Here is a 22,463-nt window from a genome sequence, read left to right as displayed (position 1 = left end):
AGAGATGCACATTTTTTAGGCTTGCATGCCGCAAGCCGGCGGCCGCCCGCGCTGCTTGAGCGGGCTGACTTAATCGTGCTGTCTTAGTCGGGCTGTCTTAGTCGGGCTGTTCCACCGCATATCCCTTGGCCTGCAGCTCCGCCAGGTAACCCTGCTTGCCGAGGATGAATCGGAGCGGCAGCACGGCGAACGTGCTCTTGTTGGCGGCCAGCGCTTTTTCGGCGGCGCCGAGCCATGTGGCGCGCATCTTGCCGTCGATGTCTCCAAGGCCCCGTTCCTGCATGACCTTGCTGTTCTGGACCGCGTTCAGGCAGGCCGCTTCCTGCTCGGAAAAATCGAGCGAGCGGATCGCATCGATATCGCCTTTGGCCCACGCATTGGCGCGGGTGCGCAGTGCATCGAGGTCGGTCTCGAACCGGTCGATCGTTTTGGTGAAGCAGGCCACGTCCTCCAGCGGCGTTTTCTTGAACTCGCGGATGGCCTTGACGGGGCTGTCCAGCTCCATCTTCACCGTGGCCCACGTGACCTTGACCTTGTTCTGCTCGGCGATCTGGACCATCTTGGCGGTCAGGTCCACCTGCTTGGACAGGCCGGCGGCGGACGTGGCCTTGTTCGCCAGCTCGCCGGCCGCGAACAGCGGGCGCTTGCGCTCGAAATCGTCGTCGTCCTTCAGGTATTTCTTGCGCAACGCAAGCCAGCGCTGGTGCGTTTCCGGTGGCACCAGGTCGCTCAGCACCTTGCCGTCCGGGTTGTCCTCCATGCCGATCATGAACGGCAGCACGGTCAGGCTGCGCAGCCAGCCCATGCCCAGGTTGGCGCTCGGCGCGGTGATCAGCTCCTGCGATTGCGCGATGATCTTTTCCACCTGCTGCGAGCGCCATTCCAGGTTCTTCGGCAGCGGGCCATAGCTGCCGAATACCCACATCACGTGATCGTCCTTCGAGACCTTCCACAGGCCCGGGCCGGGTTTCTGGCCGACGACGAGGATCTGTTCGGGCGGCGCCTCGGGCGCGGCGGCAGTTTCGATTGCGGTCCCGGCGGCCGGCTGCGCCGGCTCGGTCTGGGACCAGGCGGACGCGGTCAGCAGGGAGAAGCAAAGTGCGGGAACGGCAGCGGAAATGGCACGACGGGACATCGAGGACTCCTTGGTCTTGTTGTTGGCAACCCGGGCGCTTTCGTCGCGATGCGAAAGCTGGCCCATCGTATTGCAATTCCGCAAAGTAATCCAGCATGGCAAAATGCAGCCACGCCGATGCCGATAAGACCATGGAGACCGAATGACAAAGCACCGCCGCACCGCCCTGCTGTCCGCCCTGTTGCCTGCCCTGCTATCCATCCCGCTGGCTTCCGATGCCCAGGACTACGAAGCGCCAGGCGTCGAACACAACATGCCCATCTTCGCTCCCGCGCTGAAGGCGAGGATGACCTACCCGATGGCATGGTCGCCCGACGTGAAGGACCTGAAAGCCTGGCGCGACAAGGGCCGTGCGAAGGTGTGGGAAGCCACGCTGCAGCAGCCCGACACGACGCCTTTCAAGCCAGTAGTGATCGCCGAGGAGGACCGCGGCAGCTACGTGGCGCGGCAGGTGGTGTTCAACCTCACCGGCATGAGCCGCGTGCGTGCGCTGCTGCTGGTGCCGAAATCCGCCGGCAAGCATCCGGCCGCACTGATGCTGCACGATCACGGTGGCAAGTTCGACATCGGCAAGGAAAAGATGATCGAGCCGTTCGGCATGAACGGCGCGGCGGATACGGCGAAGCATGCCTCCGCGAAGGCGTGGGCCGACAAGCATTTTTCCGGCCGCTGGCCCGGCGATGCGCTGGCCGCACGCGGCTACGTGGTGCTGTGTGCGGACGCGGTGGGTTGGGGCGACCGCGGCCCGCTGACGGGCGAGGGGCAGCAGGCGCTGGCATCGAACTTCTTCAACCTGGGCAGTTCGATGTCCGGCAACATGGCACTCGAGGATGTGCGTGCGGCGGAGTTCCTCGCGTCGCTGCCGGAAGTGGACACGAAGCGCGTGGCGGTGCTGGGCTTTTCAATGGGTGCGTTCCGCGCCTGGCAGGCGGGCGCGCTGTCGGACGCGATCACGGCCGTCATCGCATCGAACTGGATGGCTACCACGGAAGGCCTGATGGTCCCGGGCAGCAACCAGCTGCGCGGTTCGTCCGCCTTCCAGATGATGCATCCGGGCCTGCTGCGCTACCTCGATCATCCGGACGTGGCCAGCCTCGCGGCGCCCAAGCCCACCCTGTTCATCGCCGGCGAAACGGACAAGCTGTTCCCCGTGGCCTCGGTGCGGGCCGCGTACGCCAAGATGGGCAAGGTGTGGCAGGCCTACGGCGCGGCGGACCGGTTCGAGGCGATCGTGCGGCCGGGCGGCCACGAGTTCCCGAAAGAAGCGCAGGATTACGCGTACGACTGGCTGGACCGGCACTTCGGCAAGCGCCGATGATGCACCGGTGAGCCTGGCTCGTCAGGCCAGATTCCACGTCCCCTGGCCGGCTGCCGTGTCAGCAACCGTGGCAACGGCCCCCAGCCGCAGGCTGGCCTCGCGCACGTAGCGCGTGGCGCCGGATTCGCCATTGCGTTCGGCAAGCTGGAACCACTGCAGCGCCTGGGCCGGGTCGGCCGGGGTGCCCTGGCCGGCAAGATACATCAGCCCCACGTTCAGCTGGGCGCGGGCGTGGCCCTGCAGCGCGGCCTTGCGGTACCAGTCGAACGCCATGGCGAAATCGCGCGGTATGCCCAGCCCGTTGTCGTACCGCAGCGCCAGCGCGAACTGGGCCAGCGTGTGGCCCTGCCCTGCAGCCTTGCCGTACCAGGCGGTCGCCTGCATCACATCCGGCGCGGGCCCGTCGTCGCGGTCGTGCAGCACGCCGAGGTTGTACTGGGCGGCGGCGTATTCCTGTTCGGCCGCGCGGCCGTACCAGTGCATTGCCTCCGGCAGGTCGAGCGCCACGCCCTGGCCGGTTTCGTAGCGCAGGCCCAGGTCGAACTGGGCGCGTACGTGGCCCTGGCCGGCCGCCTTGCGGTACCAGGCGATCGCCGCATCGATATCGCGCGGCACCCCGCTGCCGTCGCCGGCTCCCGTCTCGTACAGCTGCCCCAGGTGGTATTGGGCCGCCGGGAAACCCTGCTCGGCGGCCTTGCGGTACCAGTGCGCCGCTTCGGCCAGGTCGCGCGGCACGCCCTGCCCCAGTTCGTAACGCTGGCCAAGATTATCCTGCGCGGCGGCATGGCCCAGCGCGGCCGCGCGCCGGTACCAGTCGAGTGCCTGCCGCTCGTCGCGCGGCATGCCCAGGCCGTTGTCATGGATCAGGGCCAGGTTGAACTGGGAGCTGACGTGGTTCTGCTCCGCCGCCGCGCGGTACCAGCGCACGGCCGCGGCGCTGTCCTGCGCCACGCCGTCGCCTTTTTCATGGCGCAGCGCGAGGTTGAACTGCGCCGGCGCGTGGCCCTGCCCGGCCGCCTTGCGGTACCAGCCGATTGCTGCGTCCACGTCGCGCGCCACGCCCTGCCCGTTCTCGTAGCGCTGCCCCAGGTTGAACTGGGCGCGCGCGTAACCCTGGTCGGCGGCCTTGCGGTACCAGGCGATCGCCTGTGCATGGTCCTGCGGCACGCCCCTGCCGGTGTCGTACATCATGCCGAGATTGTTCTGGGCGCCCGGATCGCCCTGGTCGGCGGCCTTGCCGAACCAGTGGCGCGCCTGCTCGGTATCCTGGGCGATGCCGTGGCCCTTGGCATACAGCCAGCCGAGGTTGTACTGCGCGGCGGGATAGCCCTGTTCGGCGGCAAGCCGGTACCAGCGCGCCGCTTCCGCCAGGTCGATGTCGACACCCTGGCCCTTCTGGTACATCACGCCGAGGTTGTATTGCGCCTGCTCGAGTCCCGCATTGGCGGCCTGCCGGTACCACGCCAGCGCCATCTCGTGGCTTTGCGGTACGCCGTCGCCGTTGAAGTACCGGAAGCCCAGCGCATGCTGGGCATGCGCAACGCCGTCTTCCGCCAGCGCCCGGATGTGCGCGAGATCGCCCATCCGCGGTCAGGCCCGCAGGGCCAGCGGCAGCGTATCCTGTTCCGGCAACGGGTCGCGCGCCTTCAGCACGTCGACGAACGTGGCCAGCGATACCGGCCGGTAGTACAGGTAGCCCTGCATCGTGGTGCAGCCGTTGGCCTGCAGGTAGCGGGCCTGGGCATCCGTTTCCACGCCTTCGGCCACCAGGTGCAGGCCGAGCCCGCGCGCGATCGAAATGATCGCCAGGATCACCGGGTAATGCCCGCCCTCGTCGTGGATCTCCTTGACGAAGCTCTGGTCGATCTTGATCGTGTGGATCGGGAACCGGTGCAGGTAGGCAAGCGACGAATAGCCGGTGCCGAAATCGTCGATCGCCACCGACACGCCCAGCTGGCACAGTTTATTGAGCTGGTCGATCGCATACTGCGGATTGCGGATGCAGATGTTCTCGGTGATTTCCACTTCGATCTGCGCCGGCGAAATGCCGTAGCGCGACAAGGCGCCGCGCATCTTCTCGAAGAAGTCGCCCCGGTCCAGGTATTGCGGCGACAGGTTCAGCGACAGTCGCAGCGTGTCGCCGCCGGCCGCGTTCCATACCAGCAGGTCGCGGCACAGCGCGCCCAGCATCCAGTCCGACAGCGGCAGCATCAGCCCGTTTTCTTCGGCGAACGGCAGGAACTCGCCGGCCGACAGCAGGCCGCGTTCCGGGTGGTTCCACCGCATCAGCCCTTCGGCGCCGACGATGCGGCCGGTGATCACGTCCACCTGGGGCTGGTAATACATTTCCAGCTCGCCGTTTTCGAGCGCGCGGCGCAGCGCCTGTTCCAGCGCGATCTTCTGGTGCGACATGTCCAGCATCGACGCATGGTAGAAGCTGTGGCCATTCTTGCCCAGCGCTTTCACCTGGTACATGGCGATGTCGGCATGGCGCAGCAGCTCGTCGATCGTTTCGCCGTCGCCCGGATAGACCGCGATGCCGATCGATGCCGAGATGTGCACCACGTGGCCATCGAGGTCGAACGGCTTCTGCAGCGCGTCGAGGAATTTTTCGGCAACCGCCTTGGCGTCGTTGCGGTCGCGCAGCTCGGGCAGCACGATGGTGAATTCGTCGCCGCCCTGGCGCGCCAGCGTGTCGCCGCGGCGCAGGCAGGCTTTCAGCCGGGCCGCGGCCTGCTGCAGCAGCTCGTCGCCCTTCACGTGACCCAGCGTGTCGTTGACCAGCTTGAAGCGGTCCAGGTCGATGAACATCACGGCCAGTTCCGTCAGCTTGCGCTTGGCCTGGATCACGGCCAGGCCCAGGCGGTCCTTGAACAGCATGCGGTTCGGCAGGTCCGTCAGGATGTCGTGGTAGGCCTGGTAAGAGATCATTTCCTCGGCCCGCTTGCGGTCCGTGATGTCGCGCGCCACGCCGTAGGTGCCGAAGAATTCGCGCTTTTTCGCGCTGCCGTCCGGCACGTGCATGCCGATCGCGTTCAGCGAGATCGTCATCAGCGTGTTGGTGAACGTGCGCTCGCCGTTGGCTGCACCGTGCGCCGTATTGCACTTGAGCCGCAATTCCACGTTGCGCGACGCGCGCTCGTCCACGCGGCGCTCGTTGAACACGTAGCGCGCGCGGTCCAGGTCTTCGTCGTGCACCACGAACGAATAATGGCGGCCGATCAGCTCTTCGCGCGTAAAACCCAGCAGCTGGTAGGCGCGGTCGTTGACGAACGTGAAGCGGCCTTCGTGATCGAGCGTGTAGATGATGTCCGGCGAGCTGTCCACCAGGTAGCGGTACATCTTCTCGGACGTTTCCAGCCGCTGCGCGATACGCTGGTTGTCGCCGGCCAGGCGGCGCTTCTGCAGCGCGTTCTCCACCGTCTTCAGCAGTTCCTCGCGGCTGTACGGCTTGCGCAGGTAATCGTAGGCGCCCCGCTTCAGCGCGCCGATCGCGGCATCGATGCCCACCTCGCCGCTCATCACGATCACGTCGCAGTCGTAGCCGCGGCCGTTGATCACGTCCATGATTTCATGGCCGCCGATATCGGGCAGGCGCAGGTCGAGCAGGACCAGGTCGAAGCGCATCGCATCCAGGTGCACCAGCGCCTCGCTGCCGCTGGCGGCGGTGACCAGGCGATAGTCGCGGTCGCGCAGCAGCTCGTACAGCGAGGACAGCAGGCGCGGCTCGTCGTCGACGAGCAGCAGGCGGGGCAGGCTGGCGGCAGCGCCGCCCTGGCCCAGGTCGTCGTTTACGTTCATTCTTGCGTTGTGTCCATGGTGGCCACGGGCAGTGCCGCGGGCCGGGTATTGCCGCGGCGCGCCGGCAGCAGGATTTCAAAGCTGGTGCCGGCCGTGCCGCTGCGGCAGGCGATCAGCCCGTTCAGCTTCTGCACCAGGGAATGCACGATCGACAGTCCCAGGCCATGGTGCCGGCCTTGCTTGGCGCTCTTCACTTCCGAGAACAGGTTGGCCAGCACTTCCGGTGCCAGGCCCGGCCCGGTATCGGCCACCACCAGCTCCACGTACAGGCATCGTTCGCGCACCACGTGCCCGCGGTTGGCGATCTCGATCCGCCCGCCGTCCGGCATTGCCTCGACCGCATTCTTGACCAGGTTGATCAGGATCTGCTTCAGCACGTCCGCATCGCCATCGATCCCGTTCGGATCGTCCGGACCATCCGGCATGCGCACCAGCACCTGCACGGCGGGCGGGATGAAGCCGGTGGCGCGGAACACGCGCAGCACGTCGTCGGCCACGCGCGCGACATTCACGGCACCAGCGGCCCCGTCAGCGGCGGCCCCGCAGCCGGCCGCGGACAGCTCCACGTCGGTCAGCCCGCCGATCAGCTGCCCGACGCGGTCGATCTCCTCGTTCAGCACCGACAGTTCGGCGACCACCGGCTCGCGGCGCGCCAGCTTGTCGTCGAGTACGGACAGGTAGTTCTTGATGATCGACAGCGGGTTGTTCACCTCGTGCACCACGCGCCGCGACGCTTCGCGGTATTCCTGCGCCACGTGCGCGATCTGGCGCTGCGCCGCGCCATGTTCGGCGCCCGCTGCCTCGAGCGCGGCGGCGGCCTGCCCGCCGAACGACAGCAGGAAGCGTTCGCGCTTGTGCAGCGCCGGCAGCTGCCAGGCCGCCACGCCGCCGAGCAGTACGCCGGCGCAGCGGTTGCCGCTCGCCAGCGGCACGCACACCATCGCTTCGGTGCCGAGGATGCGCAGCAGCTGTTCCTCGGCGATGCCGAGCGGCTGCGTGCCGGGTGCCAGCAGCGCGACGTGCCGTGCCGCGGCGGCGCCGGCGATCGCGCCACCCCGGTTCAGCGGAATCGAGAAGCCGGCCAGGCGCCCCTGCTGCTCGCCGGCGGCAACGCCCACCAGCGCCTGCCTGGCGGGATCCTGCAACAGCACGACGGTAGTGCCCAGGTCAAACAGGATGCGCGCCGAGCGCGCGACCGCTTCGAGCAGTGCCCCTTCGCCCTGCTGGCGCGCGAACGCCTGGCCCATTTCGGCGACCAGCATCATGTTGCGCATCTCTTCCTGCAGCCGCGCCTGTACCGGGTCGACCGGTGCCGCAGGGTTGACGGCGGGCAGTGCGGGAACGTCGTCCGCGCCCGCCAGGTCGATGCCCAGGTAGTCGGCCGCCTTCTGTACCTGGCGTGCGGCGCCCTTCAGGATCGCATCGAGGTCTTGCATGTCGATGCCGCAATAGCCGGCCATGGCGGCAATCGGGCCCGCCGATTCCGGATGGTGCACCAGCAGGTGCGCCAGCCGCACGATGCGGATCAGGGCGTGCGCGGCCTCCAGCCGCTCGACCGGCTCATGGTGGTACAGCACGCTGTCGGCCAGGAAGGAATCGAGGTTCCAGCGTTCGATCAGCCATGCGCCCGCTTCGGTGTGCGTGATCTGCAGCGTGCGCTGCTCGACGGCGCACAGGTCGGCATCGTCGCGCGCCATGAAGTTCACGCCGTATTCGCGCGGCGCGGCGGCCAGCAGCGCCAGCCGGCCCACGTTGTGCAGCAGGCCCGCCAGGTAGGCTTCCTCCACCTGCGGGTAGGCGGTGGCGCGGGCGATGTCCCGCGCCACCACGGCGGCGCCCAGCGCATGCTTCCAGAAAGCGCGCAGGTCGGCGCTGCAGGAATGGGGGAAGCTGTTGAAGGTCTGGAACACGGATTCGCTGATCACCAGCGTCTTGATCATGTCCGTGCCGAGCGATACGAGCGATTGCTCCAGGCCGGGAACACGGCTGGCGCGATGGTAGGCGGAACTGTTCGCCACGGCCAGGATCTTGCCCGTCATCCCCGCATCCTTGGCAATCAGCGCGGCCAGCTCGGGTATGCCGGCATCGTCCGCCTGCAGCATCTCGATCAGCTTGATCAGGATCTGCGGCATGGCCGGCAGCCGCGCGAGCATCAGGCGGTTGCGAATGTCGTGGTCTGGTGGATGCATCGTGGCACTGCCGCAGTGAGCGTATTCCCCGGGAAAAGGCGGTCCTGCCTCAATCCGGCATGCCACCCTGGTAACAGTCTGGTAGTTTTATGATGTCGTCAAGCAAGTTGCAATATATTTACCATATGCAACATCAGTTAATCGTAGCATAGATTGCTACTGTCTTGCATGAAAACAACTTAGAAACGACCGTGCGCTTTGTTTACTGTTGCTCTACAGTAGCAGTCGGCAAGGTCCGGCGGACTACCCGCGCCACCAGCCACAGGCCCAGCGCCGAACCGGTGAAAGCCAGCTGGCCCATGGCCAGCCACAGCACCGAGCCGGCCAGTGCCGGCGCCACCACGCCGGCAACGATCGCGCCGGCCAGCGTGGTTTCGAACGACTGGCAGGAAGCCACCGTGCCGCGGATGTGCGGGAACAGGTCGAGCGCCATCAGTGTAGCGGCCGGCCCCACCACCGACATGCCGAACGTGTAGAAGAACAGCGGCAACACGCTCCACGGCACCGACGGCGGCATGAACAGGTGATACAGCACATTCGCGCCGGCCGCCGCGACCAGGAAGGAAAAACCGATGGCGATCTGGCGTTCGAAGGTGATCTTGCCGGCCAGCCGGTTGGCGAACAGCGCGCCGGTAAAGATGCCGGACACCGAGGGAATGAACAGCCATCCGAACTGGTCCGGCCCCAGGTGCAGCTGCTTCGGCAGGAATTCCGGGGCCGCCGTGATGAAGACGAACAGCCCGGCGAAATTGAACGCCACGATCAGCGATTTCAGGTGGAACAGCGGCGAGCCGAGGATCTGCCGGTAGCTGCCCCACAGGAAGCGCGGGTTGAACGGCTGGCGCTTGTGCAGCGGCAGCGTTTCGGGCAGCCGCCGCCAGCAGACAATGAACAGCCCGACCGAGAACACGAACAGCACCAGGAAGATGGCGCGCCAGTCGAAGTACTTGACGATGTAGCCGCCCATGATCGGCGCCAGCGCCGGGGCGATCGCAAAGATCATCGTGACCAGCGACAGCAGCCGGGCCGCTTCGGCGTCGTGGTACAGGTCGCGGATGATGGCGCGCCCGACGACGACACCGGCACCGGCCGATATTCCTTGCAGGATGCGGAAGAACCACAGGTACTCCACGCTGTGCACGGCGGCGCAGCCGACCGTGCCGATCGCAAACAGGATCAGCGACACGAGGATCACGTTGCGGCGGCCGAACGCATCGGACAGCGCGCCATGCCACAGCACCATGCCGGCGAACGCCAGCATGTAGGCCGTCAGGCTTTGCTGCACCTCGATGGACGTGGCGCCCAGCGACTGGCCAATCTCGGGAAACGCGGGCAGGTAGGCGTCGATGCAGAACGGCCCCAGCATCGACAGCGCGGCCAGCACGATCGCCAGCCCGGCATGGCTCAGCGGCCGGGTGTGCGGCTTCTTGCGTGGCGGGACGGGCGGGACCGGGTCGGGAGGGATGTTGGCGGGGGTGTCAGGGAGCATGTCGGGTCGTTGTATCGTTCTCGAATGCGGACCGGCACCATCGCCGGTCGACGTCACTCTTTGCTTGTCGGTTCTTCGGGTGCCGCGGCCTTTTCCTGCGCTGCAGCTTTTGCCGGAATCGCTTCCTCGCGCCGGTTGAAGCCGGCCACCATGTCGAAGCGGAACAGCCGGCATTCCAGCGCGCCATTGAAGAATGGCGTCTTGCGCGATTCCTTCAGCCGCAGCATCTTCGGCAGGGTCAGGTCGGCCGTGAACAGGAACGCGGTCCAGCCGGCGAAGCGCTGCTTCAGCGTTTTCGACAGGTCGGCGTAGAACGACTTGGCCAGCTCGTCTTCCTCCAGCGAGCTGTCGCCGCGCACGCCGATCCGCTCGCCGTACGGGGGATTCGTCAGCAGGATGCCGGAACCGTATTGTTCAACCGGTACCGGCGGCTGTACCTGCTGCGCCTCGATCTGCTTCAGCGGCACTTCGAACAGGATACCGGCGCACTTCAGATTGTGGCGCGTCATTGCCACCATGTCGCCGGAAATGTCGGAACCGAAGATCGTCGGTTCGGAGGGCAGCGGATTGGGCTTGATGGCCGCCTTCATGTCCTGCCACGGGGCCGGGTCGAAGTCGTGGAATTTCTCGAATGCGAAGCGGCGGCGCGCGCCGGGCGGCACGCCCTGCACCATCTGCGCCGCTTCGCACAGGATCGTGCCGGAGCCGCACATCGGATCGAACAGCGGTACGCCCGGCTTCCATCCCGATACCCGCAGCAGGCCGGCAGCCAGGTTCTCGCGCAGCGGCGCGTCGCCCGTCTCGGTACGCCAGCCGCGCTTGAACAGCGCTTCACCGGATGTATCGAGGTAGATGGTGAACTGGCGCTGGTCGAGGAAGCCGGCGATGCGCATGTCCGGCTCGCGGGTGTCGACCGACGGGCGCTTGTTGTACATGTCGCGGAAGCGGTCGCACACGGCGTCCTTGATCTTCAGCGTGATGAACTCGAGGCTTTTCAGCGGCGACTTGATCGCGGTGACGTCCACGCGGATCGTGTGGTCCACGCCGAACCATTCCTCCCACGCCTGCGCGAGCACGAGGTCGTAGATGTCGTTTTCGTTCTGGTAGTGGCATACGCCCATCCGCATCAGCACGCGCGAAGCGATGCGCGAATGCAGGTTGATGCGGTAGGCGTCATACAGGTCGCCCGAGCAGTGCACGCCGCCGGGAACCTGGTTGTGCACCTTCAGCGTGGGGCTTTTCGTGGTTTGCGCGATCTCGAGGAGTTCCTCGGCCAGCGCCGCTTCCATGCCGCGCGGGCATGGGCAGAAATAAGAAGTGGTCATCGGTGTACCTTTGTCCGTTGAAAAACCGGTGACAGACACCAGTTTTTTTGAAACATTTCCAATAAACCGGTGTCTGTCACCGGTTTTCTTGCAACTTTTGCGATCAGATCAGAACGGCTTGACGACCACCAGGATCACGATCGCCACGAGCAGCAGCACGGGCACTTCGTTGAACCAGCGGTAGAACACGTGGCCGCGCTTGTTGACGCCGCGCTCGAACTTCTTCAGCAGCGAGCCGCAGGCGTGGTGGTAGCCCAGCACGAGCAGGACGAAGGTCAGCTTCGCGTGCAGCCAGCCGGGCAGCTTCATGCCGTCCGGCGAATGGTATTGCATCCATGTGAGGACCAGGCCGAACACGAGCGCGGCCACCGCCAGCATCGTCGTGAACCGGTACAGCTTGCGGGACATCAACAGCAGGCGCTCGGTCGTCGGGCCCGGCGTTTCCTGCGCCAGGTTGACGAAGATGCGCGGCAGGTAGAACAGGCCGGCGAACCACGAGGTGACGAAGATGATGTGCAGTGCCTTGATCCAGAGCATGGGATTCCTTTGAGATGAGGGGACAGGCCCCTTCGGGGACAGTCCCCTTGTCCGAGATTTACTTGCGTACTTCGCCGTGGCCGAACACCACATACTTCAGCGACGTCAGCCCTTCCAGCCCGACCGGGCCGCGGGCGTGCAGCTTGTCGTTGGAGATGCCGATCTCGGCGCCCAGCCCGTATTCGAAGCCGTCGGCGAAGCGCGTCGATGCGTTGACCATCACCGATGCGCTGTCGACTTCGCGCAGGAAGCGCATCGCCGCGCTGTAGTCCTCGGTGACGATCGCCTCGGTATGCTTGGACGACCAGGTGTTGATGTGGTCCATCGCCGCGTCGATGCCGTCGACGATGCGCACGGCCAGGATCGGCGCCAGGTACTCGGTGGCCCAGTCCTGCTCCGTCGCCTGCGCCAGGTGCGGATACGCCGCGGCGTCCAATATCGCGAACGCTTCGGCGTCGGCGCGCAGCTCGACTTTTTCGGCCAGGTACAGCCTGGCCAGTTCCGGCAGCACTGCCGGCGCGACGGTTCGCTCGACCAGCAGCGTTTCCATCGTGTTGCAGGTGCCGTAGCGGTGGCACTTGGCATTGAAGCCGATGTCCAGCGCCTTTTGCAGGTCGGCTTTCGCGTCGATGTACACGTGGCAGATGCCGTCCAGGTGCTTGATCATCGGCACGGTGGCTTCTTCCATCAGCCGGGCGATCAGGCCCTTGCCGCCGCGCGGCACGATGACGTCCACGTATTGCGGCATCGTGATCAGCGCGCCCACGGCCGCGCGGTCGGTCGTGTCGACCACCTGCACGCCGTCCTCCGGCAGGCCGGCATCGATCAGGCCCTGCTTGACGATCTTCGCCAGCGCACGGTTGCAGTGGATCGCTTCCGAACCGCCGCGCAGGATCGTGGCGTTGCCGCTCTTGATGCACAGGCCGGCCGCATCCACCGTCACGTTCGGCCGTGCCTCGTAGATGATGCCGATGACGCCCAGCGGCACGCGCATCTGCCCGACCTGGATACCGGTCGGGCGCGTCTTCATGTTCGAGATTTCACCCACCGGGTCCGGCAGCGCGACGATCTGGCGCAGGCCTTCGACCATCGTGGCGATGGCCTTGTCCGATAGCGTGAGGCGGTCGACCATCGCCGCCGCCAGGCCGTTGGCGCGGGCCGCTTCGAGGTCTTGCCCGTTGGCGGCGCGCAGCGCTTCTGCTTCGCGTTCGATCGCATCGGCGATCAGCGACAGCGCCCTGTTGCGGGTGGCGCTGTCGGCGCGCGCCATGGCGCGCGAGGCGGCACGGGCGCGCTGGCCCAGGGCTTCCATGTACTCTTTGACGTCGGTGCTCATCTGCTCATCCTCTTGCTCATTTTCCCGCTAACCACGTGCTAACCACGTGCTACCCACGTGCCACCTTCAATGCCAGCTGCAGCATGGCATCCCACTGGTCGCCGGCATATGCCCTGGCGCGCAGGCCCTTGACCATCCTGTCGACCTGGGAGGCCTGCCGCAGAGCGTCTTCCAGCGTTGCCAGCGACACGCGGCGCAGCGCCGGTTCCATCATCCGCTCGCGCGGGCCCCAGATACGGTATTCCTTCAGCAGTGCCGCCAGCGGCCGCCCCTGCGCCATCCCTGCCTTCAATTTTAGCAGTGTCCGGATTTCTTCCGAGACGGCCCACAGCACCAGCGGCAGCGCCTCGCCCTCGCCTTTCAGGCCTTCCAGCATGCGCGCCAGCCGGACCGGATCGCCCAGCAGCATCGCTTCGGACAGCTTGAACACGTCGTAGCGCGCCACGTTCAGCACGGCGTCGTGTACCTGCTCGTACGCCAGTTTTCCAGGCTCGTGCAGCAGGCCCAGTTTCTGGATTTCCTGGTGCGCCGCCAGCAGGTTGCCCTCGACACGGTCGGCAATGAAATCCAGGCTTTGCCGGTCCGCGCTCTGCCCCTGCATCGACAGGCGCAGCGAAATCCAGTTCGGCAGCTGGGCGCGTTCGATGTTCGGGATCTCGATATACACCGCGGCCGACTGCAGCGCCGTCACCCAGGCCGCCTTCGCGGTCTGCCAGTCCAGCTTCGGCAGCGTGATCAGCGTGAGGTTGTCCGGCGACAGGTTCTTGACATAAGCCTGCAGCGCGGCACCGCCATCCTTGCCCGGCTTGCCGGTGGGGATGCGCAGCTCGATCAGCTTCTTGTCGCCGAACAGCGAGAGTTCCTGGTTGGCGGCAAGCAGCTCGCCCCACTTGAAGCTGCGTTCCACGGTGAGCACGTCGCGCTCGGAGAACCCTTGCGCGCGGGCGGTGCGGCGGATCTTGTCCGCCGCTTCCAGCGCCAGCAGATGCTCGTCGCTGGTGATCACGTACAGCGGCGCCAGGGACTTGGCCAGGTGGCCGTCCAGCGCGTCGGGACGCAGTTGCATGCTACTCCTGGCGTGTCGGGCGGGCCGGCTCGACGACTGGTTCGGTTGCTTTTTCGACCGGGGCGGACGACGGCTGCAGCGTCGACGGCGAACCGGCCGGCGTGGCCACCGAACCCGGCGACACGATACCCGGCAGCGTCAGCGGGCTGACGGTGCTGGTCGGCGTGGCGTCGGGACGCGACGGCTTGATCGCCGCCATCCGGCGCATCATCTGCTGCACCAGGTCCTTCTGCATGTCGCGGTACAGCTGCGCTTCTTCCTGCTCCTTCGCCAGCAGCTGCGTTTCGCTGAACGTGATCGGGCGGGTCAGCGTGATTTGCGTGGGACCCAGCAGTTCGCGGCCGGTCCGGTCCTTCACGCGGAACACGATGTTATACGCCAGCAGGTATTCGCTGACGCGGCCCGCGCTGTTCAGCGACAGGATCGACTTGCTGCGCGTTTTTTCCGGGTCGGTGATGACCTCGATCGTCGCATCCGCCGACAGCGGATCGTTCGAGACCGTCGTGTTGCCGTTGACGCGGATATTGCGCTTCAGGTCGATCGCCAGCGGCGACGACTCCGGCAGGCCGACATACATCGACGCGAACGGCAGCGTGTAGTTGCCGCCCGAGCCGCGCAGGTGGAAGCCGCAGGCCGTCACCGAACCCGCCAGCGCGGCCACCAGCACCGTATTGCGGAGGAATCCCTTCAGAGTCGTCATATGTTTCACACCACGATGTTGACCAGCTTGCCCGGCACCACGATGACCTTCTTCGGCGTGCCTTCGATGAATTTCTGCACGCTTTCCTCGGCCAGCGCGGCCGCTTCGATGGATGCCTTGTCGGCCGCCTTCGGCACCTTCACGGAGCCGCGCAGCTTGCCGTTCACCTGGATCATCATCTCGATCTCGGACTGTTCCAGCGCGGCCGGGTCGACCTGCGGCCAGGCGGTATCGAGGATGTCCTTGTTGGCGGCGGCATAGCCCAGCTCCGACCACAGCGCGTGCGTGATGTGCGGCGCGACCGGGTTCAGCAGGCGCAGGAAGATCGACAGGCCTTCGGAGATCACGGCCGACGATTCGGCCGAGTCGTCCAGCTTGGCCGATTCCAGCGTGTTCAGCATCTTCATGCAGGCCGACACCACGGTGTTGTACTGGATGCGCTTCAGGTCGTAGTCGGCCTGCTGCAGCACCTTGTGCAGTTCGCGGCGCAGCGTCTTGCCCGCATCGGTGCCTGCCGTGGCGGTAACGACGGCATTGGCGGCGGCCACGCGGTCCTTCTGCGCGTACGCATAGGCCCAGACACGGCGCAGGAAGCGGTTGGCGCCTTCCACGCCGCTGCCCGACCATTCCAGCGTCTGCTCCGGCGGCGAGGCGAACATCGTGAACAGGCGGGCGGTATCGGCACCGTACTGTTCGATCTGTGCCTGCGGGTCGATGCCGTTGTTCTTCGACTTCGACATCTTCTCGGTACCACCGATCGACACCGGCTGGCCGTCCGCCTTCAGCAGCGCGGAGACCGGGCGGCCCTTGTCGTCGGTGGTCAGTTCCACGTCGGTCGGGTTGAACCAGATCTTCTTGCCGTTCTCTTCCTCGCGATAGTAGGTTTCGTTCAGCACCATGCCCTGGGTCAGCAGGTTGACGAACGGCTCGTCGAACTTCACCAGGCCGAAGTCGCGCATCACCTTGGTCCAGAAGCGCGCGTACAGCAGGTGCAGCACGGCGTGCTCGATGCCGCCGATGTACTGGTCCATCGGCATCCAGTAGTCGTTGCGGCTGTCGACCATCGACTCGGAACCGGGCGACGTATATTTCATGTAATACCAGCTCGAATCGACGAAGGTATCCATCGTGTCCGTCTCGCGGCGGGCCGGCTTGCCGCACTGCGGGCAGTCGCACTTCAGGAAGGCTTCATGCTTGTTCAGCGGGTTGCCCGTGCCGTCCGGCACGCAGTCTTCCGGCAACACCACCGGCAGGTCTTTTTCAGGCACCGGCACCGCGCCGCAATCGGCGCAGTTGATCATCGGGATCGGCGTGCCCCAGTAGCGCTGGCGCGAGATGCCCCAGTCGCGCAGGCGGAACGTGACTTTCTTCTCGCCCAGGCCCAGCGCGGCCAGGTCGGTAGCCACGGCATCGACGGCTTCGGCGTATTTCAGGCCGTCGTACTTGCCGGAATTGGTGACGATCGAGATGGCCTTGTCGCCGTACCACTCCTGCCATTCGGCACTCGAGTACTCGTGGTTGTCGGCGGTCGTAATGACCTGCTTGATCGGCAGGCTGTACTTGTTGGCGAACGCGAAATCGCGCTCGTCGTGCGCCGGCACGCCCATCACGGCGCCGTCGCCGTAGGTGATCAGCACGTAGTTGCCGACCCAGACCTCGACCTGCTCATTGGTCAGCGGGTGGGTGACGAACAGGCCCGTAGGCATGCCCTTCTTTTCCATCGTGGCCATGTCGGCCTCGATCACGGAACCCATCTTGCACTCGGCGATGAACGCCTGCAGTTCCGGGTTGTTCTTCGCCGCATGCGTCGCCAGCGGGTGCTCGGCGGCGACCGCGCAGAACGTGACGCCCATGATCGTGTCCGGACGCGTGGTGAACACGTACATCTTGCCGTCGCCGATCGGCTGGCCGTCGTCACCGGCGATCGTGTGCGGGAAGGCAAAGCGCACGCCGGTCGACTTGCCGATCCAGTTCGACTGCATGATGCGCACGCGCTCGGGCCAGCCGGGCAGCTTGTTGTCGACGAAGTCCAGCAGCTCCTCGGCGTAGTCGGTGATGCGCGCGTAGTACATCGGGATCTCGCGCTTCTCGATCAGCGCGCCGGAACGCCAGCCGCGGCCATCGACCACCTGCTCGTTGGCCAGCACGGTCTGGTCGACCGGGTCCCAGTTCACCGTACCCGTCTTCTTGTAGATGATGCCCTTCTCGAGCATCTTCAGGAACATCCACTGGTTCCACTTGTAGTACTCGGGCTTGCAGGCCGTCATTTCGCGCGACCAGTCGATGGCCAGGCCCATCATTTCCATCTGCGAGCGCATGTGGGCGATGTTCGAATACGTCCACTGCGCCGGCGGCACGTTGTTCGCCATGGCCGCGTTTTCCGCCGGCATGCCGAAGGCATCCCAGCCCATCGGCATCAGCACGTTGTAGCCGTTCATCCGCAGGTAGCGGTACATCACATCGTTGATCGTATAGTTGCGCACGTGGCCCATGTGCAGCTTGCCCGACGGGTAAGGCAGCATCGAGCAGGCGTAATACTTACCCTTCGGGAAGCGCGGATCGTTTTCGACGGCTTTATAGGCATCGATTGCTTTCCAGTGCGATTGGGCGGCTTTTTCGACGTCGGCGGGACTGTATTTGTCTTGCATGATGGATGCAGAATTTAGAAGAACGGTGGAAGGATATGAACCGGACATTATACCGGTTCATGCCTGGCAACAGCAGCCTCACCGGCCGCCACCCGCTCCGTACGGTCCCGTCCAATCGTGCGCGCATTGCATATAAAGCATGTTTATTTTATACTGGCCGCTCTTCCAAATAGGACCACCCGTCCCAGACTTCCTGCAACGGCGGCGTCGAACGCGGGTAACCACACCAGCAAAGGCCATCTTGTATGACTGAACGAATCTCGTTAATGGGTTGCCAGGTTGATAACCTGACAATGGAAGAAACTCTGCAGAAAGTCGAAGAATTCATTATCGACGGCACGCCACACCAGCACGTGGTGGTCAACGTCGACAAGCTCGTCAAGGCCAGCCGGGATTCCCAGCTGCGCAAGATCATCAACGATTGTGCCCTGGTCAACGTCGACGGCATGCCCGTCGTCTGGGCATCGCGGCTGCTCGGCAAGCCGCTGAAGGAACGCGTTGCCGGTGTCGACCTGTTCGAAGCCCTGATGCGCCGCGCCGGTGAAAAAGGCTGGCGCGTGTTCCTGCTCGGCGCCCGCGAGGAAGTCGTGAGCGCGGTGGCCACGACCTACCAGCGCAAGTACCCGCGCCTGGAGCTGGCCGGCTACCGCAACGGCTACTGGAAGGGCGAGGAAGAAGAGCGCCAGGTCGTCGAACAGATCCGCGACAGCCGCGCCGACCTGCTGTTCGTGGCGATCAGCTCCCCGAAGAAGGAACAATTCCTCGGCCGCTACCAGGCCGAAATGAAGATCCCGTTCGCGATGGGCGTGGGCGGCACGTTCGACGTCAGCATCGGCAGGGTGAAGCGCGCTCCCGTCTGGATGCAGCGCAACGGCCTTGAATGGTTCTATCGCTTCCTGCAGGAACCGCGCCGCATGTTCCGCCGCTATTTCATCGACGACATGGCCTTCTTCTGGCTGTTCATCAAGGAAATGACAGCAAAGCGCTGAGCGCTCCCTGTTCCTGGAAAACCGGCGTCCCGCTCTCGCGGCGCGCCGGTTTCGCTATTTCCGGCGCCGTCGCCATCCGTCACGTGCCGCAGCGGAACTTTTCCGTTAAAGTCGCTGCCATATGATTTACCGGGAATATCCACCTCATCCAGCGCTGCGGGCGCATGTCGCATGCCTGTGGACGGCGCGCGTGACGGCGCCGATGGCAGCCGCGGCGGCGCACGTGCACCGGGTACTGCCGGACAACTGCGTGGACATCCTGTGGCAGGACGATGGCCGCCAGGCTTATGCCGTGGGCATGATGAGCGCCTCGTTCACGGTGCCGGCGGCCCGGCCGGTGCGCACGGTGGCCGTGCGGTTCAAGCCCGGCGCGGCCGGATTGTTCCTCGGCATGCCGCTGCACCCGTTGACGGATACCCGCGCCGGACTGGCCGACCTGTGGGGCCGCTCCCCGGCAGGCCGGCTCGATGACGCGCTGTGGACCGATGACCTGTCCGACGCGCAGCGGCTGCGGCTCATCGAGACTACCCTGCTGGGCCGGCTCGCCGCCATGGAGGCCGCATCGGACGCCGCGCGCGCAGCTCCCCTTGGAATGCGCGCCGTGGCGGCGATCGAAGCGGCCAACGGAGCGGTGTCCGTCGACGCGCTGGCGGACACCCTGGGCGTCTCGCGCCAGCATCTCACCCTGCAATTTCGCCAGCAGGTGGGCATCGCGCCCAAACTGTTTGCGCGGATTTGCCGGTTCCGCCGCGCGCTGGCACTGCTGCGCGATGCGCGGCGCGCCGGCGACCTGGCGGCACTGGCTGCCGAATGCGGCTATTTCGACCAGTCGCACCTGATCCGGGACTTTCGCGATTTCGCCGAGCGCACGCCGGGCGCCTTCTGACCTTCCATTTTTCCAATCCCCCTGCGCGCGGCCGATGGCATGATGCGGGAATCAACCACTCCAGGAGACCAGCATGATCAACGGACTGCGCACCGCCATCTATCCCGTCAACGACCTGCCCGCCGCGAAAGCCTGGTACACCGAGGTGTTCGGTACCGCGCCCTATTTCGACCAGCCGTTCTACGTGGGCTATGCGATCGGCGGCTTCGAGCTGGGACTGACGCCGGATGGCGAACCGGGCAAGGCCGGTACACAGGCTTATTGGGGCGTGGACGATATCGACGCCGAAGTGGAACGCATCACCGCGCTGGGCGCCACGACGCATTCGGCGATCCAGGACGTGGGTGAAGGCATCAAGGTGGCCGAACTGGCCGATCCGTTCGGCAATGTGCTCGGGCTGATCTACAACCCGCATTTCGATCCGCAAGCGGTGCGCTGACCGGGCGATCGCTGCAGACTGCGATATACGTTCAATATACGAAACGTATATCGCACGCCCAAGTTGTGGTAATATACGCTCCATATATAGAACGTATATTAAGGACAATATGGGTATCGTCAAAATCTCCGACCAGATGCATGAGAACCTGCGCATCGCCAGCGGCGCGCTGAGCCGCTCGATCAATGCGCAGGCCGAGCACTGGCTCCGCATCGGCCTGCTGGCCGAAACCAATCCCGACCTGAACTACAGCGAACTGTGCCAGCTGCTGCTGCGCGGCGACACCGGCCAGGGTCCGCTGCGCCTGACACCCGTGAAAGGGGAGGCGTTGCACGATGCGTAAGAAGAACAACAATGCCATCCTGATCAAGTCGCCGGAGCAGGTCGAACTTTCCCGCATCGCCGGCCAGCTGGCGGCGGACGTGCTGACGATGATCGGCCCGTACGTGAAGCCGGGCGTGACCACCGAGGACCTGGACAAGCTGTGCAACGAGTACATCGTCAACGTGCTGCAGGTCATCCCGGCCAACGTGGGCTATGCCGGCTTCACGAAGACCGTCTGCACTTCCGTCAACGAGGTGGTTTGCCATGGCATCCCCTCGCCGAAGAAAGTGCTGAAGGATGGCGACATCATCAACATCGACGTGGCCGTGATCAAGGATGGCTGGTTCGGCGACACCAGCCGCATGTACTACGTCGGCAACCCGGGCAAGGCGGCCAGGAAGCTATGCGAAGTGACGTATGACGCCATGTGGGCCGGCATCCGTGCCGTGAAGCCGGGCGCGACGATGGGCGACGTGGGCCATGCGATCCAGGTGGTGGCCGAAAACGCCGGCTACTCGGTGGTGCGCGACTACTGCGGCCACGGCATCGGCATGGTGTACCACGAGGATCCGCAGGTACTGCATTATGGCCGCCCCGGCATGGGACTGAAGCTGGAACCGGGCATGATCTTCACGATCGAGCCGATGATCAACGCCGGCAAGCACCAGACCCGCGCGCTGCCGGACGGCTGGACCGTGGTGACCGCGGACCGCTCGCTGTCCGCGCAGTGGGAGCACATGGTCACCGTGACGGCCACCGGATTCGACGTGCTGACGCTGGCGCCGGGAGAAAAGGCGCTGTAGGCGATCGTCGATCGACACCCTGCCGGGCACCCGCGGGTGCCCGGCAGCGGGGCCTTACTTCAGCACCAGCTTCAGCGCCGGCTTCTCGCCATAGTCCTCGTAGCGCTCGTTGATGCCGCCGATGCAGAACGCGATCTCATCGAGCAGATCCGGCACCGCAGCCTTCATCGCGGCGGCGTTCGCGACGACGATCTCCAGCACCTCGTTCGGCTTGAGCCGGAACTTCGTCATGCCCTCGTCGTCGCGCAGGTAGGACAGCGCATCGATCCACGAATCCATCGTGGCGGCCACGTGGTCGTTGAAACCGAATGCCGCGCGGCTGGCGGCATGAAAACTTGCTTCGTCGCGGATCGCCGCGCCATCCAGGGTGGCAGTCGCCATTATTTGTTTTCCTTCGGGTCGGTGACGAAGACCAGCTTCGTCAAGCCTTCCTGCTGCGCCGCCGCCATCAGTTGCGCCACCGCTTCGTAGCGGGTGGCGCGGTCGGCGCGCAATTGCAGTTCGGGTTGCGGATCGCGCCGCGCGGCCGAGGCCAGGCGCGGCTGCAGTTCGGCGGGCTTGACCGCTTCGTCGTTCCAGTAGACGGTGCCTTCGGCATCGATCGAGATGTGCACGGCATCGGGCGGTTGCGGCGCATTGGCCGCCTGCGCCTTCGGCAGGTCGAGTTTCACCGCGTGCGTAAACATCGGCGCGGACAGGATGAAGATCACCAGCAGCACCAGCATCACGTCCACCATCGGCGTGACGTTGATGTCGGCCATCGACTCTTTTTGCCGGTGATGGTTGAAAGCGCCGAAAGCCATGCTGTGCTATTCCCTGGTCAGGTAGGCATGCAGATCGTGGGCGAACGCGTCGAGCTCGGAGAGCGTCAGGCGGTTGATCCGATTGAAGCCGTTATAGGCCAGCACCGCGGGAATCGCCACCATCAGGCCCACGCCCGTCATGATCAGCGCTTCGCCGACCGGGCCGGCGACCTTGTCGATTTCCACGCTGCCGGACGACGACACGGCCGCCAGCGCATGGTAGATGCCCCACACGGTGCCCAGCAGGCCGACGAACGGGGCGGTCGACGCGATCGACGCCAGCAGCGTCAGGCCCGATTCCAGCCGCACGGTGGAGCGGTGGATCGCATCGCGCAACAGCCGCGTGACCTGCTCGGAACGGCCCACCGACGTGCCGAGCGAGCCGGCTTTTCCTTCACTCCTGCCATGCAGTGCCGGTACCGCGCCCTGCTCGGCCAGCGCCAGGTAGATGCCTTCCGGGTCGCCCGCCGATACCACGGCTACGCCATCGGCCAGCGTGGGCGCATTCCAGAACCGCTGCACCACGTGCGCGCTGCGCCGCACCCGCCATGCCATCACCCCTTTCGACAGGATGAAGAACCAGCTCGCCAGCGACATCGCCAGCAGCAGCCAGGCGATCGCGTGGCTGATCGCGTCGCCCCGTTCCCAATACCCCGCGAACGTGAAGTGCTCCAT

20 protein-coding genes are annotated in these 22,463 nt (G+C 65.4%); 6 read left to right on the top strand and 14 right to left on the bottom strand.

What is annotated here, in order from left to right; all coding sequences use genetic code 11:
* Positions 1-97 precede the first annotated feature (97 nt).
* Positions 98-1,135 carry a TraB/GumN family protein gene (locus FHS02_RS05785; RefSeq protein WP_175424852.1) on the bottom strand — a complete coding sequence of 346 codons (1,038 nt, stop codon included), beginning with the start codon at positions 1,133-1,135 and terminating at the stop codon, positions 98-100.
* Positions 1,136-1,277: 142 nt separating this feature from the next.
* Here FHS02_RS05785 and FHS02_RS05780 point away from each other — a divergent pair, with 142 nt between their 5' ends.
* Positions 1,278-2,453, top strand: coding sequence for a dienelactone hydrolase family protein (locus tag FHS02_RS05780; protein WP_137314936.1), 1,176 nt, complete (start codon positions 1,278-1,280; stop codon positions 2,451-2,453).
* A 21-nt stretch (positions 2,454-2,474) separates the two neighbouring features.
* Here the strand turns inward: FHS02_RS05780 and FHS02_RS05775 are convergent, their stop codons facing one another.
* The 10 genes from FHS02_RS05775 to leuS form a co-directional block, all read right to left on the bottom strand.
* On the bottom strand, positions 2,475-4,037 hold the full coding sequence (locus FHS02_RS05775) for a tetratricopeptide repeat protein (protein WP_137314937.1): 1,563 nt from the start codon (positions 4,035-4,037) through the stop codon (positions 2,475-2,477).
* A 6-nt stretch (positions 4,038-4,043) separates the two neighbouring features.
* Entirely contained in the window at positions 4,044-6,254 is a 2,211-nt protein-coding gene (locus FHS02_RS05770) for a putative bifunctional diguanylate cyclase/phosphodiesterase (RefSeq protein ID WP_137314938.1), read from the bottom strand.
* Positions 6,251-8,443, bottom strand: coding sequence for an HDOD domain-containing protein (locus tag FHS02_RS05765; protein ID WP_229422254.1), 2,193 nt, complete (start codon positions 8,441-8,443; stop codon positions 6,251-6,253). The genes FHS02_RS05770 and FHS02_RS05765 overlap by 4 nt, the downstream gene beginning before the upstream one ends.
* A gap of 202 nt (positions 8,444-8,645) precedes the next feature.
* Positions 8,646-9,932, bottom strand: coding sequence for a multidrug effflux MFS transporter (locus FHS02_RS05760; protein ID WP_137314939.1), 1,287 nt, complete (start codon positions 9,930-9,932; stop codon positions 8,646-8,648).
* 53 nt (positions 9,933-9,985) lie between these two features.
* On the bottom strand, positions 9,986-11,257 hold the full coding sequence (locus tag FHS02_RS05755) for a THUMP domain-containing class I SAM-dependent RNA methyltransferase (protein WP_371870555.1): 1,272 nt from the start codon (positions 11,255-11,257) through the stop codon (positions 9,986-9,988).
* A 108-nt stretch (positions 11,258-11,365) separates the two neighbouring features.
* Positions 11,366-11,794 (bottom strand): CopD family protein, encoded by a 429-nt coding sequence (locus FHS02_RS05750; RefSeq protein ID WP_137314940.1) that lies wholly within the window; start codon positions 11,792-11,794, stop codon positions 11,366-11,368.
* Between the two features lie 58 nt (positions 11,795-11,852).
* Positions 11,853-13,130 carry a glutamate-5-semialdehyde dehydrogenase gene (locus tag FHS02_RS05745; RefSeq protein ID WP_229422255.1) on the bottom strand — a complete coding sequence of 426 codons (1,278 nt, stop codon included), beginning with the start codon at positions 13,128-13,130 and terminating at the stop codon, positions 11,853-11,855.
* Positions 13,131-13,179: 49 nt separating this feature from the next.
* Entirely contained in the window at positions 13,180-14,196 is a 1,017-nt protein-coding gene (gene holA / locus FHS02_RS05740) for a DNA polymerase III subunit delta (protein ID WP_137314941.1), read from the bottom strand.
* Between the two features lies 1 nt (position 14,197).
* On the bottom strand, positions 14,198-14,896 hold the full coding sequence (locus tag FHS02_RS05735) for an LPS-assembly lipoprotein LptE (protein ID WP_137314942.1): 699 nt from the start codon (positions 14,894-14,896) through the stop codon (positions 14,198-14,200).
* 5 nt (positions 14,897-14,901) lie between these two features.
* Positions 14,902-17,544 carry a leucine--tRNA ligase gene (gene leuS / locus FHS02_RS05730; protein WP_137314943.1) on the bottom strand — a complete coding sequence of 881 codons (2,643 nt, stop codon included), beginning with the start codon at positions 17,542-17,544 and terminating at the stop codon, positions 14,902-14,904.
* 245 nt (positions 17,545-17,789) lie between these two features.
* On the opposite strand from leuS, the gene FHS02_RS05725 reads away from it, so the two are divergent.
* The 5 genes from FHS02_RS05725 to map all read left to right on the top strand — a co-directional run bounded on the left by FHS02_RS05725 (position 17,790) and on the right by map (position 20,985).
* Positions 17,790-18,533 (top strand): WecB/TagA/CpsF family glycosyltransferase, encoded by a 744-nt coding sequence (locus tag FHS02_RS05725; protein ID WP_137314944.1) that lies wholly within the window; start codon positions 17,790-17,792, stop codon positions 18,531-18,533.
* Positions 18,534-18,654: 121 nt separating this feature from the next.
* The gene (locus tag FHS02_RS05720) at positions 18,655-19,419 is read left to right on the top strand and encodes a helix-turn-helix transcriptional regulator (RefSeq protein WP_137314945.1); all 765 of its coding nucleotides are present in this window, start codon (positions 18,655-18,657) and stop codon (positions 19,417-19,419) included.
* Positions 19,420-19,492: 73 nt separating this feature from the next.
* On the top strand, positions 19,493-19,858 hold the full coding sequence (locus FHS02_RS05715) for a VOC family protein (protein WP_137314946.1): 366 nt from the start codon (positions 19,493-19,495) through the stop codon (positions 19,856-19,858).
* 109 nt (positions 19,859-19,967) lie between these two features.
* The gene (locus tag FHS02_RS05710) at positions 19,968-20,201 is read left to right on the top strand and encodes a ParD-like family protein (RefSeq protein WP_137314947.1); all 234 of its coding nucleotides are present in this window, start codon (positions 19,968-19,970) and stop codon (positions 20,199-20,201) included.
* A complete protein-coding gene (map, locus tag FHS02_RS05705) occupies positions 20,194-20,985 on the top strand; it encodes a type I methionyl aminopeptidase (protein ID WP_137314948.1) in 792 nt (263 codons plus the stop codon). Before FHS02_RS05710 ends, map begins: the two co-directional genes overlap by 8 nt.
* A 54-nt stretch (positions 20,986-21,039) precedes the next feature.
* Here the strand turns inward: map and FHS02_RS05700 are convergent, their stop codons facing one another.
* From FHS02_RS05700 to FHS02_RS05690, 3 genes are read right to left on the bottom strand one after another with little or no spacing between them, the layout of a single operon-like run.
* Complete coding sequence (locus tag FHS02_RS05700; RefSeq protein ID WP_137314949.1) at positions 21,040-21,366, bottom strand: barstar family protein; 327 nt, start codon at positions 21,364-21,366, stop codon at positions 21,040-21,042.
* Positions 21,366-21,788 carry an ExbD/TolR family protein gene (locus FHS02_RS05695; protein WP_137314950.1) on the bottom strand — a complete coding sequence of 141 codons (423 nt, stop codon included), beginning with the start codon at positions 21,786-21,788 and terminating at the stop codon, positions 21,366-21,368. The genes FHS02_RS05700 and FHS02_RS05695 overlap by 1 nt, the downstream gene beginning before the upstream one ends.
* 6 nt (positions 21,789-21,794) lie before the next feature.
* A complete protein-coding gene (locus FHS02_RS05690; protein ID WP_137314951.1) occupies positions 21,795-22,463 on the bottom strand; it encodes a MotA/TolQ/ExbB proton channel family protein in 669 nt (222 codons plus the stop codon).

It is taken from the genome of Pseudoduganella umbonata, assembly GCF_014192225.1.
Lineage (GTDB): Bacteria > Pseudomonadota > Gammaproteobacteria > Burkholderiales > Burkholderiaceae_D > Rugamonas > Rugamonas umbonata.
Note: the sequence above shows the minus strand (reverse complement) of the source record. Positions and strands in the feature narration are given on the sequence as shown.